Below are 14,800 nucleotides of genomic sequence, written 5' to 3'. Positions count from 1 at the left end.
GTGTCGTGTCGCTGGCCTTCCGGGACGCGCTGATCGCGGGTACGGGCCGCAGCTGCGGGTACGGGGCGGCTCCGGTCGCCGCGGACAAGCCGACCGGTGCGGCGATCCCGTACCAGGTGCTGTACCCGCTGGGTGGCACCGCGTCCGGTCCGCCGTTCGGTGACTCCAGTGGCGACGGCCGCATGGTGTATCAGGTCACGTCGGTCGCGAGCACGGCCGAGCAGGCCGAGTGGATGGCGGACAAGGTGCGCGTCGCGGTGCTCGGGAAGGCGACGAAGGGCGGCTACGCGACGCCCATCAACCCGGCGGGCCACACCGTGATGGAGCGGGAGGTGGAGAAGGAGGAAGGCGTGACCGTCGCGAACGGCGTATACAGTTGGATCGCGCGGATCATCCTGCACGTGACGACACCTGACAGCTGACCGCGCCGCCGACCCTTCGGGGCTGAGCAACCTCACCGTGGAGACCCAGCACGGACGCCCGGCCGCCGGCACGGGCTGACTCCCTGACCATCCCCTTCTCGTGGGTGGCCGTCAGGGGAGATCGGGTCTCCGGCGGTCACCATCCTCCGGGTTCCTGACTCCCCGGAAATGCGAGTCGAGCGTGGCATCCACGCAGCAGCGGTTCATGCGCCGCGGCATCACGAAGATCCTCTTCCTCAAGACGATCGCCGCTCCCAGCAACATCCCGACCCGTGCCGAGCTGACCGCCCCGGGCGCAACGGACCTGTCGAAGCAGGTCAGCGACATCGAGGGCTGGAGCCTTGAGAATTCGCCGATCGAGACCCCTGACCTCGGCAACAAGTTCGCCACGTCGATCCCGGGCGAGGACAAGGCCGCGTCGTCGTCGCTGACCTTCTACGAGGACCTGGGGTCCGAGGTTGTCGAGGCGCTGCTCGCCAAGGACACCGCGGGCTACGTCTGCATCCTCCGCAAGGGCGACGTCCCGCAGTCCAAGAGCCTCGACGTGTTCCCGGTGCGGGTCGGCTCCCGCGCACCCTCGTATTCGACCGGCACCGAGCCCGCGAAGTACAAGGTCTCGTTCTCCATCTCGGACCTGCCGACCCTGGACGCGCCGGTTCCGGCCGCCGCAGCGGGCTGAGGGGGCGGGCGATGACGACCAACATCATCGAGCCTCCCGTCGAGGCCGTCGCGCGGGATGCGCACTGGCGGGCCAAGATGGCCCGCCTCAAGGCCCGCTCGCTGCCGGAACGGACGGTGCGGATCTGCGACGACGACGCGGCGAAGGGCACCGTCACCGACGCGCAGCTGAAGCTGGCGCAGGCCCGCGCCGCCGCCCGAACGGCGGCTGCCGGCCACGGCGTCGAGGACGGCCGCCAGGTGGATGCTTTCGTGGCGGCTCACCCGCAGGTCGTCATCGCCCACTCGGTCCTCGCGACAGCGGAACAGGCCCTCGCTGACGCCACGATCGAGCTGACGTTCCGCGCGCTGCCCCGGCCGGTGTGGGAGGCGCTGCTCGCCGAGCACGCCCCGACGGAGGAACAGGCCGACAAGGGCCAGGACTACAACGTCGAGACGTTCCCGGCGGCCTTGCTCGCCGCCAGCCACGTCGAGCGGGACGCGGCCGGCACGGAGGTGGACGGCATGACCGTCGCCGACGCGCAGTGCCTGCTGGACGAGTGGTCGGACGGCGACGCCAAGGTCTTGTTCACCGGCGCGCTGATGGTCAACCAGAAGCTCAGGGCCGACCTGGGAAAAGGCTGACGGCCGACCCTGAGTTCGCCGCGCAGATGGACCTGTGCGCGGCGTACCGCATCCCGCACTCGCAGCTGATGGGGGCTGCGGGCGGCCGGTGGACGGCGCTGGACCGGGAGAAGGCCCTCGCGTTCGCGGCGTACCGGCGGGATGTGTGTGAGGGCTGCGGGACGAGGCCGCAGGAGTGGGACCCCGATCAGGGCGGTGACCGGCACGCGTACGTCTCGCAGACGCACCGCTGTCCGGGCTGCGAACTGATCGACATGGAGAACGAGCAGGTCCCGGACGGGGCCGAGGGGCGTGGGGTGAAGATCGGGCTGCTCGCGCAGCCCAGATAAGGAGTGCCCGGTGGCGGGCGCCTACACCCTGTACGTCCAGCTCCAGGCGGGGCTGGCCGGTCTGACGACCGGGCTCCGCGGCGGCGGGCAGCAACTCAGGCAGTTCGACGGGCAGCTGTCGAGCACCCGCGCCGAGCTGGAACGGGTCGAGGCAGCGGCCGCCCGGCTCGGCCGTGCGCAGGTCGCCGCCGCCCAGGAAGCCGCCTTCGCCCAGCAGGAGGTGCGGGCGGCGGTGGAGCGGTCGGCGGCCGCCCAGCAGGCCGCTGCCGCTGCCGCCGAACGGTCGGGTCGCGCGGAGGCGGTCGCCGCGCAGGCCGCTGCCCGCGCGGAGGCCGAGCGGGCAGCCGCGATCGAGGCCACCACCCGCGCGCTCCGGGCGCAGGAGCTCGCGCAGATGATGGCCGCCCGCGCGCAGGCCACGACCGGCGCTGGCGCGGAGGCGGCGCAGCGCACCGCCCAGGCTGCCGCCGAGTCGGTGACCCGCGCCGGGGAGGCGCAGGTCGTCCAGGCGGGGCGCGCCGCCGCAGCGCAGGAGACTGCGGCACGCGCGTCGGCGCTCGCCGAACGCACCAGTGCCGGGGCCGCGCAGGCCGCTGTGGCGGCGAGTTCCGCGCGCAGTGCCCTCGCCGAGACAGAGGAGCAGGCCGCACGCCGGGCGGCGAGTGCTGCGACCGAGGTCGGCCGGGCGCAGACCGAGGCCGCCGCCGCGGCCCAGGCCGCGACGGCCGCCCGGGTCTCCGGGTTCGTCACGGGCGGTCTCGTGCTCGGCGCGATCCTCGCCGCCGGCGTGGCGGGCGCCATCTCCCTGGAGAAGGAGATGGCGAATGTTTTGACCATCTCCGAGCAGATCACGAGCGACAACGTCAAGTCGTTCACGGACGAGATCGTCCGGCTCAGTACCGAACTTCCTCAGACCGCAGGTCAGTTGGCCGAGGGTCTGTACCAGATCGTCAGTACTGGCTTCGACGGCGCGGAGGCGATGGAGATCCTGGAGGTCTCCGCGAAGGGGGCCAGTGCCGGTCTGACGACGACGGAGACCGCGGCGACCGCGCTGCTGGGCGTGCTGAAGGCGTACGGCATGCCGGCGTCGAAGGCGGCGGACGTCATGGACATCATGTTCATGACGGTCAACAAGGGTGTCATCTCGTTCGAGGAGTTGGCTGCCCAGTTGGGCGACGTCGTGCCGATGGCCGCCGCAGCGGGCATCTCCTTCGACGAGGTGAGCGCCGCCCTCGCCGCGATCACCCTCGCGGGCATCCCCGCCTCCGAGTCCGCGACCAGCCTCAACATGCTGATGACGAGGCTGATGAAGCCGACGAAGGACCTGGCGGGGTTGATCCACGAGCTCGGGTACGAGTCCGCCGCGTCCGCCGTCGAGCAGGACGGCCTGTACGTCGTCCTCGGCAAGATCAACGCCGCCACCGGCGGTGCCGCCGAAGCAACGGTCAACTACTTCAAGGACATCAGGGCCGTCCGCGCCATGCTGGCTTTGGCCGCCGCCGACGGCAAAAACTATGCGGACACCTACTCGGCCATCACCTCGGCCGTGGAGCGGGCCGACGCGACGCAGCGCGCGTACGCCATCCAGATGGACACGGTCAGCGGCCAGTTCGCGCTGTTCAAGAACGAGGCCGCCGCCGCGGGCATCGACGTGGCGCGGATCCTGCTGCCCGTGCTGCAGGAACTCGCCCAGTACGCGTCGATCGTCGCCGGCGCGTTCAACGACCTCCCCGCGCCGATGAAATCCGCGATCGGTGTGCTCATGGCGCTCGGCGCAGTCGCCCTGATCGCCCGCGCCGGTATCGCCCAACTGTCCTCCCAGCTCGTCGCGTTCCGCGCGGCCGCCGCCGAGGCGCAGGCCGGGGCGTCGATCCTGCCCGCCCTGCTGCGCGGCACGACCCTCGCCGTGTCCGGCCTGACCGGCATCCTCGCCATTGGCGTCCTCGGCTACGCCGCCTACTCGGCCAGCAAGCAGAAGGCGAAGGCCGTCACCGACGACCTCACCGCCGCGCTGCGCTCGGAGCGCGAGCAGCACGACGTCGGCGCCGGCATGCGGGCGCTGGCCGAGTCCCTCGCGAACTCGGCCGACATGGCCAAGCTGAAGGCGGCCGGGCTGGAGATGACCGAGGTCATCGACGGCCTGATGTCGGGCGGCGAGAAGCTCGCCAAGCTCAACGAGAAGCTGGACCTGGGGAAGGCCGCGTCCTGGGACGCGGCCGTCGGCGGCTTCGACGCGTCGTTCGACAAGGCCAAGTCGATCCTGGCGGAGCGCCGCAAGACGTGGGACGACGCCATCAAGGCGGACGCCGAGCAGGCCGCCGCTATGGACGTCGTCAACGCCAAGATCAAGCAGGCCGTGCAGACCAACCTGGACGTGTGGTCGCCGTCCCTGCAGTTGCCGACCGACAAGAACGGCAACGTCAAGTGGTCGGACGAGATGAAGGCCGTCGGGAAGGCGATGGAGTCCATCGTCGCCCCGGCCGACGCGTGGAAGGCCGCGCAGGAGAGGGTCGCGGAGAGCAGCCGCGCCGGGAGCCTGCAGATCGACCTCGCCAAGACGTCCGTCACCGGGTACATCACCAAGCTGTCCGAGCAGGCCCAGGCCCACCGGAGCTTCCAGGCCGACCTGGACGAACTCACCACCCGCGGTTACGGGCCGCTCGCGGCGCACTTCGCGAAGCTGGGCGACGCGTCGGCCGGCATGGCGCACGACCTCGTGGAGAACCTGAAGCAGGGGAAAAAGGGCGCGGCCGACCAGCTCGCCGACCTCACCGCCGTCACCAAGGCGGGCCTCGACGACTACATGGCGGAGATGCGCCGCCAGCTCCAGACCCAGAGGGATTTCCAGAAGAACCTGTCCGAGCTGGCCGTGTCCGGGCACACCGGTCTCGTCGACCACTTCGCGCAGCTCGGCGTGTCCAGCGCCGGGATGCTCGACGAGCTCGTCACCAAGCTCAAGAACGGGCAGGGGCAGGTCGCCGACGAGCTGGAGAAGATCGTCGAAGAGGGCACCGCCCGCTCTACTTTCGCCTACCGGGCCGGTCTGGAGCAGGTCCCGCTGATCGCCGAGAAGTACGGCAAGGACACTGCCAGCGCGTGGGCGAAGGCCGCCGAGACCGACGACGTCGCCGTGTTCGGCAAGTTGATGCAGCAGATGGCGATCACCGACATGTCGGCGGCCGTGGGTGCGGCGACGACGACGGCGCAGGCCGACCTCGGCTCGGGCCTGGACCTGATCAACCAGATGGCGAAGGCCCGGGGCCTGGAAGCCGCGAACGCCCTCTCGCAGGCGCTGCTCGCGGGCGATGTCGACAAGGCGATGGCGCAGCTGAAGGCGCTGTGGGGCACGTCGCCGCCGATGTCGCCGCCGGACCTGAACAACATCATCGCCGCGTTCAAGGGCGCCGGGGCGACGTCCAAGGAGGAGTGGTCAGCGATGCTGAGCCTGATCGCGCAGGTGTCGCAGGCCAAGGGCTCGGAGGCGGCGAGCAACCTGACCAAGGCCCTCATGTCGGGCGACATGAAGGCCGTCCAGGCGCAGCTGGACGCGATCGGCGGCTCGGTGAAGAGCATCCCCGGGCAGAAGACGATCAACGTCAACGTCAACAGCCCCAGCCGGATCGACATCCCGGTGGTGCTGACCCCGCAGGGCGCCGCCGGCTACAACGGCGGCGCCTGGGACAGCCCGTTCGCGGCCCGCAAGGCCAACGGCGGCATCGTCGAGTTCTACGCCAACGGCGGGATCCGTGCACCACGCGGCCCGGAGAACCACATCGCGGAGATCGTCCCCGCCGGCACCTGGAGGGTGTTCGGGGAGCCGGAGACCCTGGGGGAGTCCTACATCCCCCTCGCCCCGGCCAAGCGCGCCCGCTCCAAGGCGATCCTGGAGGAGACCGCCCGCCGGTTCGGCGGCACCGTCCTCTACGGCGCCACCAGCGGAAAGGTCCACCTTGCCGACGGCGGGATCGTCACCTCCTGCCCGGCCGTCGTTCCCGCGCGCTCCGCGGTGAAGCTCGTCGCCGCCCAGGCCCGGGCCACGACCGTGGTCGTGCGCGACAGCGCCCCCGCGCCGCTCGTCGGCGAGATGCCGATCACCGTGTCCGGGGCGGCCGTCACCGGCGAGCAGGTCGCCGACGCCGTCATGCGACGACTTCGCCACCTCCAGAGGGGAGGCCGCGCCTGATGGCTATCTACCCGGACCTCAAGGACTGGCAGATCGACCTGGCCGGCGTCGTCATCGGCCACGGCACCCCCGTCCTCATCGAGGACATCGACGGCCCCGGCACCCCCGACAAGCGCAGCACCGCCCAGCCGATCCCCGGCGAGGACGGCTCCTACCCGGGCCGCGATCTCCTCGGCGTGCGGACCCTGCGCATCCAGGTAGGAATCCGCACCCCCGGCGACCCGGCCGCCGCCCTCGACCTGTTCGCCCGACTGGAGGCCACCGCCGACAGCCCGGTGCGCCTGGAACCGGGCGCGACGGACGTGCTGCGGATCCGCCGCCCAGGACGGCCCGCCAGCCGCCTGTTCGGTCGGGTCGCCAGCGTCCGAGCGGTCAGCATGGCGCGCGCCGTGCACGGCTGGATTCCCGTCCAGATCACCTTCGAAGGACTCGACCCCGCCTGGTACGCCGACGAGGTGTCCGGCGTCAACATGCCGCTCGACACGTCCAACCGCGACAAGGAGGGCTTCACCGCCCCGCTGCGCGCACCGCTCACCGCCGGCACCGCCGACCCCGAGTCCCGGCCGGGCCGCGCCGTCAACGGCGGCAACCGCCGCAGCTGGCCGACGATCCGCATCACCGGGCCCGTCGTCAACCCGAAGGTCTGGATCGTCGGCCACCCCGACGCGGTCCTCGAATTCGACCCGCTCGCCCTCGGTGACGGCGAGTGGATCGACATCGAGACCCGGCCCGGCACCCGCTGGGTGACCCGCAACGGCGGGGGGTCCGCCGCCGGGCTCCTCACCCGCAGCTCCCGTCTCGACGCGTTCGCGATCCCCCCGGGCCGCTCCGACATCCGCTGGTCCGCGCAGGACGCCACCAATACCGCCCGCCTCGCCGTCACCTGGCGATCCGCCTCCACCTCCCTGTAAGGAAGCACCACCGCATGCTGATTCAGCCCCCGCTCATGGTTACCGGCGGCATCCACCCGGCCCGCGCGCTGCGCATGATGGTGCGGGACCTGTCCCGCGGCTCGCAGGGCATCACCGAAGGCGGCGACCTCAAGGTCCGGGCCACCGCGACGCCCGGGCCCGGCGTGCGCGTCGGCAACGGCTCCGCGATCGTCCGCGGCGCCGTCTTCGGGCAGGGCAGCTACACCCAGTACAACTCGGGCGACCACCCGGTGCCGATCGCCCCGACCGGCGGCACCGGCCGCACCGACCTGATCTGCCTGCGCGTCGATGACCCCGAGTACGAGGGCAACCGCGACCCGATCAAGGATGATGTCGGCTACTTCCACGTCATCCCCAACGTCTCGGCGACCACCAGCACGGTGCCGCCGGGCATGACCGCGGTCCCGCTCGCCCGCATCACCCAGCCGGCGAACTGCCAGACGATCACCGACAGCATGATCACCGACCTGCGGCAGCTCGCCAACCCCCGCCGGGAGCGCCGGGTGCGCACCATCGGCGCGTTCGGCTGGTCCCCGATCGGCGACCAGGTCGGCGTGTGGCAGGAGAACTGGCCGACCGGCGCGAAGGTCGCCTTCGACGTGCCGAGCTGGGCGACCGAGGCGTCCGTCGTCACCACCCTCCACGGCCTGCGCGTCACGGGCAGCGTCTTCGTCGGCTTCCGGCAGGTCATCGCCGACACCATCGGCAACGAGGCGCAGATGGACACCGACTCGGTCAGCTTCATGTCCCGCAACGACATCACCATGGTCGACCGGTTCTGGTGGACGCCCGAGCAGCGCGGCACCACCCAGACCCTGACCGTGCAGGCCGGCCGCTACGACGAGTCGGCGGGCAGCATCGACGTCAACGGCAACACCACGCTCGTCTCCGACATCGACTTCGTCGAAGGCGTCTACTGATGCCCCCGGCGTACCGGTACTTCACCACCGACGCCCTCAGCGGCCAGGTCCTCGCCCGGGACCTGCCGCTGTCCGGCGTCGCCTTCGGGCCCGAACTGAACGGGCCCGGCTCGATGCGCGCCACCCTCGCCCCCAGGTTCGCGCACCTCGCGCTCCGCGACGCGCAGGCCGGAACGGCCAAGCTGTGGGCAGAGCGCGACCACCGACTGATGTGGGGCGGCCTGCTGTGGACCACCGCCCCCGAGGACGGCGTCCTGCCCCTCGACGCCACCGGATTCAGCTCCTACCTGACCCGGCGCCGTGACCTCCACGGCAACCTCGGCGGACGCGGCCCCTACAGCGGCACCGACCCGTGCCGCGTGATCGCCGACGTGTGGGCGTACTGCCAGGAACAGCCCGACGGAGACCTCGGCGTCCGCGTCGACCTGCCGCCCGGCGGCAGCCCGCTGCTCCTCGGCGACGCCGAACACCCCTACACCACGCGGGAGTGGGAGGCCCCTGCCCTGTCGTCGGTCCTGCGGGACGCGACCGGCCTGGACCAGGGCCCTGAGTGGACGGAGAACGTCTCCTGGAACGGCGACCAGCCGGAGCAGCGTGTCACCGTCGCCTGGCCCCGGCTGGGCACCCGCCGCGACGACATCTACTTCGCCAGCGGCGTCAACGTCGTCAGGACCACCCCCATCCGGGAGGATGCCGACGACTTCGCGCAGGTCGTCGTAGGTCTCGGCGCCGGCGACGGGTCGGCGAAGGTCCGCGTCGTCGACGCTGTCCGCGACGGCCGACTGCGCATGGAACACGTCCTCGACCGTCCGTCCGTCACCGACCCGACGACGCTCGCCCAACTCGTCCGTGCCGAACGCGACCGCCGCCAGCAGAGCGCCGCCGTCGAGGAGATCACCGTCGTCGACCACCCCGCCGCCCCGATCGGCTCCTGGTCCATCGGCGACGACGTGCGCGTGTCGGTTCGCGACCAGTGGGCCAGCTTCGCCGGCTGGTGCCGCATCACCGCCTGGACGCTACGCCCCGCCGAGGGCGACAGCCCCGAAACGGTCACCATTCGCCTCGCCCCCGCCTTCACCCTCGGAGCCTGACCCGTGCCCACCGCCCTGGACGACCTCGCCCGGCGCATCGCCCTGCTCGAAGCAGCCCTGCCCGAACTCTCCCGCTCCTCCCACCTCGCCTATTCCAGCGTCGACGACGGTGCCCTCAAGGTCACGTCGAACGGCCAGCTGCGCGCGATCATCGGCCAGCAGCCCGACGGCACCACCGCCCTCAACATCGTCAACGGCCCCGTCCCGCCCATACCTTCCGCGCCGACCGCGACACCGACCCTCGGGGGTGTCCGTGTCGGCTGGAACGGCAAGTTCGCCGACAACATGCCGAGTCCCCTCGACTTCTCCCGCGTCGAGGTCCACGCCGCGACCGCCGTCTCGTTCACCCCGTCGCCCGCCACCCTCGTCACCACCATCGAGACCCCGCAGGGCGGCACCGCCACCGTGCCGACCAGCACCCCCGTCTGGGTCGTCCTGGTGGCCCGCTCGACCTCCGGGAAGGCATCCAGGCCGTCACCGACCGCGTTCGCCAGACCCGCACCGGTCGTCGCCCAGGAAGTCCTGGCCGGCATCGTCGGGGAACTCCAGCTCGCCGACGACGCCGTGACCGCCGCCAAGGTCGCGGTCGGCGCGATCGACGCCGCATCCATCGCCGACGCAGCGGTGACCGCCGGCAAGCTCGGCCAGGCCGCCGTCACCGCCGGGAAGATCGCCCAGGACGCTGTCACCCCGGGCACCGTCGCCGCCGACGCCATCACCGCACGCGAGCTCACCACCGGAGCGATCACGACCGCCGAACTCGCCGCCGGCGCCGTCAACACGGCGAACCTCGCCGCCGGCGCCGTCACCACCGGGCAGCTCGCCGCCAACGCGGTCACCGCCGCCAAGATCGCCTCGAACGCGATCACCGCCGGGAAGATCGCGGCCGACGCGGTGGCCGCCGGAACCATCGCCGCCGGCGCGATCACCGGCCGCGAGATCAAGGCCCTGGCCATCACGGCCGACAAGCTCGCCGTGAACAGCATCACCGCCGACAAGATCGCGGCCGGGGCGATCACCACCACCCAGCTTGCCGCCGACGCCATCGACGGCAAGACCATCAAGGGCGTCACCATCACCGGCGGCATCCTCCAGACCGGGCAGACGGGTCGCCGCGTCATGCTTGCCCCGACCGACCCGGTCGACAACAGCCCTGCCCCGTCCGCTCTCCTGTACTCCGGCGCCGACGTGGAGAAGCAGCCCGCCCGGCTCACCGCAGAGGTCCGCACCACCCCGGACGGCTCCGTCCCTATGACCCGCCTCACCGGCCCCCAACTGACGGCGGACGGCACCCAGACCCCCCGGGTGTGGCTCAGCTCCGGCAGCCCCGGCACCGCCTATCCGGCCCGCGGCAGCTACTCCCTGAGCGTGGCCGGCGAGTCCGGGATGGCCGGGGAGGCCGTCATCATCGGAAAGGCGGGCGACAAGGCCAACGCCGCGTCGATCGAGCTGAGCGTCCGGCGGAGCACCGGCGGGTACAAGACGGCGCTCACCCGCCTCGACCCGGACGGCTGGTTCGTCCAGCTCGCCGACCAGCTCGCCGCGATGTACCTCAGCAAGGACAGCTTGATCATCAAGGCGCTCCAGGGCGAGGTGCTGATCCAGACCGGCACCGGGCTGCGGGTCCAGGGCGGCAATGTCGACGTGGGCTACGGCCTCGTGAAGAACAGCAGCAGCTGGACGCCGATCACGTTCAAGCGCGGCTGCTCACCGCTGGCCGGCTGGCAGTCCGTCACGGTGAAGAAGCGGCCCGACGGGATGGTTGCCCTGCGCGGCATCATGTCCGTTCCGGCGGACGTGACCGACAACGTCATCGGCACCATCGACGACCCCAACCTCCGCCCGAAGATCGGCGAGATCTTCCCCGTCGCAACTCCGGAAAACATCGGGGCCAACCTCTACGTCCAGCCCAATGGCGATCTTGAAATCTGGAACGCGACTGGGTCGTTCGGCGGCTGGCTCAGCTTCGGCAACGTGGAGTGGAGCAGCGTCGACTGACCGGCTCGTGCGCAGGGCACACGGAAGAGCCCCGGCACCCGCACCGGTGCCGGGGCCCTTCCGGTTCACTACGCCCGGCGCCCGCCGGGGCGCCGCCGGTTCACGATGCGCCGGCGACGGGACCGACGCGACCGCTCCACCACCCGGACATCCAGCGCGGTGCGGGCCGGAAGCCGACGCGCGGCGCGGTACCGGGCCACCACCCGGTGGAGGTGGGCCACCTGGCGGGTCGGGTGACGGCGATCAGGAGCAGGCAGCTCGTGGGCCGCCCGGTGGCGGTGCAGGAGCAGCTGGCCGATGGCATCGCCACCGACGTGGCCGGTCAGGCTGATGAAGATGTCGCAGAGCAGCGCGACGATGAAGTCCAACACGGGATCGGGCTCTCCAAATGTGGTGACTGATGGGTTACTTGGAGACCCGTGCGAAGGGGGGTGGGCGGCTCTATGCGGCGAGCCGGTATCCGGTACCCCCGTGCGCACGGGGGCCCAGATGGGGTGTCCGGGGGACGATCGGGATCGTCCTCCGCCGGATCCCGCACGCCATCGTCAGGGGGAGGATGTCCGGGCCGCAATGAGGCTCAGGAGGCGGGTCCTCTGACGCTGCGGTAGTGGGGGGCGTGAGGAACTGAGTGCGAGTACGAGCGAGGGCGAGGCCCGAGAGCAGCCGGTCGAGTCGCCGGTCGAAGTCGCTCTGCCACGGAGTGGGCTCGACCTCCGGCAGGTCGGTGGCGATCGCGGCGAGGAGCATGTGCCGCATGTGCGCGTCGAGTTCCGCCAGGGCGGTGGCCAGCGGTTCGTCGGACGCCAGCGCGCCGGCGATCATGTCGATCAGCCGCGGGTGCAGACGGCCGGCCCACTTAGCGAGCCGTACGACGGACCTGACGGTCTCCAGCCGCCGGACCTCGGCCAGGCTCGTCGCACGTTCGTAGCCGACGACCGTCTCGACCTGGAAACTGGTGGTACGGCCGGAGGTGGCCGTTCGCACAGTGATCCCGGTGTCAGCGTTCACGAGTAAGAAGAGGTGCCGCGCGCGAGGAAGTGCAAGCGGTTGGATGCCGAGTCCAGCCAAACGGTAGCCCCGGGCAGTGATGCCCGGTAGCGCCACAGGGAGACTGGAGATCGTCACGGCGTCGATGGTAGGGCGTCGCTGGCGCGCGGGCGCCCAGTGGGGCCGAGATTCACTCGAACGGGCGGCACCATGAGACTGCCCCCGGCTCGACAGGTTGGAGGGCCCGAGCCTCCGGCTCAACACCTCTAAATCGCACTGCCCTTTGATCGGACGCGCTCGAGCACGTCGTCGTACGTGATGAGGTGTAGCCGCGGGAAGTCCGACTCTGCGTCGCGCAGTTCGATCGGGTCCAGATCGGTGCGCCTTCCGATGAGGACGAACAGGCTGGGGTGGTAGAACCGGGTGTTGTACCGCTCCCTGATCGACTCCCGCCTCTTGGGGTCGTCGAAGTACCGCTGGTAGGTCCGCATTTGGGCGACAGCTTCCGTCACCTTGGCAGTCAGCCTTCTGCGAGCCGGGATCCCAGCCATCAGTTTCACTTGTGGAAGCTTCAGGTCCAGCAGGTCCCCGAGAGCGTTCGGGTTGTGGGGGCGGAGGCCGAAGTCCGGCTTCAGCGACTGCTGCCCCTCAAGCGGAAGGAACAGTTGCGGAATCGCCCGTTCGTAGGCGTCACCGATGAGGAACTCGGGGTTGGCTTCGAAGAACCGTTGGAGTGCGAGCTCATCGGTCTTGGGGTCGTTGATCAGGTCCTCAAGCTCGTGGACTCGTTCCTGCCAGCCGCCGGCCCCGTACGTTCGGAGTCGGATGAGTTCGAGGAGATCGGCGCCTTCCAGAGTTCCTGTGCCCTCGGAACTGGCGGACACGACATGGATGCGGCCCTCGGACTCGATCAGCCCGATCTGGTCAGGTGACTGCTCAACGGTGATGCCCTGGTCGTGGGCCCATCCATCCCCGAGATCGAAGGCTACGATCGTCGCCAGGTCTCCGTCGACTTCGTAGGCGAGACGGACCTTGTCGTCCGCGTTCAGCATCCTGAGGATCTGGTGGTCGTCCACCCGCATCCGGATGGGGTGCGTTCCTTCCCCGTCATGCCGATCTGTGGCAAGGAGGTTCACCAGCTCTGAAACCTGCCGAAGCTCAGTTCGGCCTGCGGCCTCGATCTGCTGGACAGCTGCCTCGGTGATGTTCACCTTCATGGTGACGTTGACCTCCGGAGATTCCACACCGCTCACTGCCGGACAGCATCCCACCCGGGACCGTCACTCTGTGGCCTTAGGATGATTGTCGGTGCGGGGGCGCCGCTCTGGAGCGTCCCGTTGACTGTCCCGCCGACCGCCGAGCCCACCTTGTGGGAGCTTCAGCGTGCTCTCCTCCAACTTCGCGAGGACCAGCGCGACGGTATCGCCGGGCTCCGGGAGGACCTGCGCGGTGATCTTCAGGTCTTGGCCGGGCGGATCGAGCAGGCGGTGACCAAAGATGTGTACCAGTCGGACCAACGGCTGGTAGACCAACGGCTCGCCGTCGTAGAACGAGATCTCACAACCGAGGTCCGTGCCCGACAGGCCGCCGAGAACGCCGCGACCGCCACCCGGCGGTGGATGATCGGCGCGTTCATCGCTCCGCTCGTCGTCGCCGCGCTCCAGCTGTGGCTGCTCTCGAAGGGCGGCCACACCTAGTCCGGCCAGGCAGGACCGGCCGGACAAGCAGTACCTGACCATGGTGCGCGGGGGAGAAACGCGAACCATCCTGTGGCTACACCACTGAGCGCCGACGGATTCCTCAACGCCCTCCGGGGCGAAGGACTTGCCGTCAACGAAGTAGGGAACTGGCGCACCCACAACCGCAACCACAAGGGGCAGTGGGGGCCGGTGCACGGCATCGTGATCCACCACACCGCCACGTCCGGAACCGACTCCTCCGTGTCGATTTGCCGGGACGGCTACGCCGGGCTGCCGGGCCCGCTGTGCCACGGCGTGATCGACCGCGACGGCGGCGTGCACCTCGTCGGCTACGGCCGCACCAATCACGCTGGCGCCGGAGACCCGGACGTCCTCCAGGCGGTCATCGCCGAAGGCCCGCTGCCCGCCGACAACGAGGCGACCGTCGACGGCAACGCCAGGTTCTACGGCTTCGAGTGCATCAACAGCGGAACCGGCCAGTCGTGGCCGGACGAGCAGGTCGATGCGATGGTGCGTGCCGCTGCCGCGGTGTGCCGGGCGCACGGCTGGAGCGAGCGGTCGATTCTCGGCCACAAGGAGTGGCAGCCGGGCAAGATCGACCCGAACGGCATCGACATGGCGGACTTCCGGGCCCGGGTCGGCCAGGTGCTGCGTGGCGGCGCCCGGCCGCAGCCCGACCCGCAGCCGTCGGCGCCGGCGTACCCGGGTCGGGACGCGTTCGGACCCGGGCGGGTGAACGACTCGATCCTCCAGCTCGGCCAGCAGCTCGTTCGCAAGGGCTTCGGCGGCGCCTACCGGGTTGGTCCGTCCCGCTCGTGGGGGGAGTCGGACCGGCTCAACACTGCGGCCTTCCAGCGCGCTCAGGGCTGGGGCGGCGCCGACGCTGACGGGCTGCCGGGCCCGTCGACGTGGCAGCGCCTGTGGTCCTGACCGGCA

General features: G+C 70.7%; 14 protein-coding genes. 11 read left to right on the top strand and 3 right to left on the bottom strand.

What is annotated here, in order from left to right; genetic code table 11:
- Nucleotides 1–5 precede the first annotated feature (5 nt).
- The 9 genes from ACIQ9P_RS03850 (at nucleotide 6) to ACIQ9P_RS03810 (ending at nucleotide 11,177) form a co-directional block, all read left to right on the top strand.
- Nucleotides 6–422, top strand: coding sequence for a hypothetical protein (locus tag ACIQ9P_RS03850; protein ID WP_402349149.1), 417 nt, complete (start codon nucleotides 6–8; stop codon nucleotides 420–422).
- Between the two features lie 181 nt (nucleotides 423–603).
- A complete protein-coding gene (locus ACIQ9P_RS03845) occupies nucleotides 604–1,101 on the top strand; it encodes a hypothetical protein (RefSeq protein ID WP_402349146.1) in 498 nt (165 codons plus the stop codon).
- A gap of 11 nt (nucleotides 1,102–1,112) precedes the next feature.
- Entirely contained in the window at nucleotides 1,113–1,724 is a 612-nt protein-coding gene (locus tag ACIQ9P_RS03840; protein ID WP_402349143.1) for a hypothetical protein, read from the top strand.
- A 26-nt stretch (nucleotides 1,725–1,750) separates the two neighbouring features.
- Entirely contained in the window at nucleotides 1,751–2,053 is a 303-nt protein-coding gene (locus ACIQ9P_RS03835) for a hypothetical protein (protein ID WP_402349140.1), read from the top strand.
- 10 nt (nucleotides 2,054–2,063) lie between these two features.
- The gene (locus ACIQ9P_RS03830) at nucleotides 2,064–6,236 is read left to right on the top strand and encodes a phage tail tape measure protein (protein ID WP_402349137.1); all 4,173 of its coding nucleotides are present in this window, start codon (nucleotides 2,064–2,066) and stop codon (nucleotides 6,234–6,236) included.
- Nucleotides 6,236–7,147 (top strand): hypothetical protein, encoded by a 912-nt coding sequence (locus ACIQ9P_RS03825; protein WP_402349135.1) that lies wholly within the window; start codon nucleotides 6,236–6,238, stop codon nucleotides 7,145–7,147. The genes ACIQ9P_RS03830 and ACIQ9P_RS03825 overlap by 1 nt, the downstream gene beginning before the upstream one ends.
- 14 nt (nucleotides 7,148–7,161) lie before the next feature.
- Complete coding sequence (locus ACIQ9P_RS03820; protein WP_402349132.1) at nucleotides 7,162–8,088, top strand: hypothetical protein; 927 nt, start codon at nucleotides 7,162–7,164, stop codon at nucleotides 8,086–8,088.
- Nucleotides 8,088–9,179, top strand: a complete 1,092-nt coding sequence (locus tag ACIQ9P_RS03815) for a hypothetical protein (protein ID WP_402349129.1) — start codon at nucleotides 8,088–8,090, stop codon at nucleotides 9,177–9,179. Before ACIQ9P_RS03820 ends, ACIQ9P_RS03815 begins: the two co-directional genes overlap by 1 nt.
- A gap of 3 nt (nucleotides 9,180–9,182) precedes the next feature.
- A complete protein-coding gene (locus ACIQ9P_RS03810) occupies nucleotides 9,183–11,177 on the top strand; it encodes a hypothetical protein (RefSeq protein ID WP_402349127.1) in 1,995 nt (664 codons plus the stop codon).
- Nucleotides 11,178–11,245: 68 nt separating this feature from the next.
- On the opposite strand, the gene ACIQ9P_RS03805 is transcribed toward ACIQ9P_RS03810, so the two are convergent.
- From ACIQ9P_RS03805 to ACIQ9P_RS03795, 3 genes are all read right to left on the bottom strand, one after another.
- A complete protein-coding gene (locus tag ACIQ9P_RS03805; RefSeq protein ID WP_402349124.1) occupies nucleotides 11,246–11,548 on the bottom strand; it encodes a hypothetical protein in 303 nt (100 codons plus the stop codon).
- 70 nt (nucleotides 11,549–11,618) lie between these two features.
- Nucleotides 11,619–12,302 carry a hypothetical protein gene (locus tag ACIQ9P_RS03800; protein WP_402349121.1) on the bottom strand — a complete coding sequence of 228 codons (684 nt, stop codon included), beginning with the start codon at nucleotides 12,300–12,302 and terminating at the stop codon, nucleotides 11,619–11,621.
- A 128-nt stretch (nucleotides 12,303–12,430) separates the two neighbouring features.
- On the bottom strand, nucleotides 12,431–13,417 hold the full coding sequence (locus ACIQ9P_RS03795) for a Shedu anti-phage system protein SduA domain-containing protein (protein WP_402349118.1): 987 nt from the start codon (nucleotides 13,415–13,417) through the stop codon (nucleotides 12,431–12,433).
- An 84-nt stretch (nucleotides 13,418–13,501) separates the two neighbouring features.
- Between ACIQ9P_RS03795 and ACIQ9P_RS03790 the strand changes: the two genes are divergently transcribed.
- Together ACIQ9P_RS03790 and ACIQ9P_RS03785 are read left to right on the top strand one after the other, a co-directional pair.
- Nucleotides 13,502–13,861 carry a hypothetical protein gene (locus tag ACIQ9P_RS03790; protein WP_402349115.1) on the top strand — a complete coding sequence of 120 codons (360 nt, stop codon included), beginning with the start codon at nucleotides 13,502–13,504 and terminating at the stop codon, nucleotides 13,859–13,861.
- A gap of 72 nt (nucleotides 13,862–13,933) precedes the next feature.
- Complete coding sequence (locus tag ACIQ9P_RS03785; protein WP_402349113.1) at nucleotides 13,934–14,794, top strand: peptidoglycan-binding protein; 861 nt, start codon at nucleotides 13,934–13,936, stop codon at nucleotides 14,792–14,794.
- Nucleotides 14,795–14,800: the final 6 nt, after the last annotated feature.

The organism is Kitasatospora sp. NPDC094019, from assembly GCF_044764505.1.
Classification (GTDB): Bacteria; Actinomycetota; Actinomycetes; order Streptomycetales; family Streptomycetaceae; genus Kitasatospora.
The sequence above is the reverse complement of the archived record's forward strand: the minus strand, read 5'-3'. Positions and strand labels throughout refer to the sequence as shown.

Bases quoted from the DNA above. Each gene is read 5' to 3' on its own strand.
- ACIQ9P_RS03840 (WP_402349143.1), top strand. From the start codon at position 1,113: ATGACGACCAACATCATCGAGCCTCCCGTCGAGGCCGTCGCGCGGGAT.
- ACIQ9P_RS03835 (WP_402349140.1), top strand. From the start codon at position 1,751: ATGGACCTGTGCGCGGCGTACCGCATCCCGCACTCGCAGCTGATGGGG.
- ACIQ9P_RS03825 (WP_402349135.1), top strand. From the start codon at position 6,236: ATGGCTATCTACCCGGACCTCAAGGACTGGCAGATCGACCTGGCCGGC.
- ACIQ9P_RS03820 (WP_402349132.1), top strand. From the start codon at position 7,162: ATGCTGATTCAGCCCCCGCTCATGGTTACCGGCGGCATCCACCCGGCC.
- ACIQ9P_RS03815 (WP_402349129.1), top strand. From the start codon at position 8,088: ATGCCCCCGGCGTACCGGTACTTCACCACCGACGCCCTCAGCGGCCAG.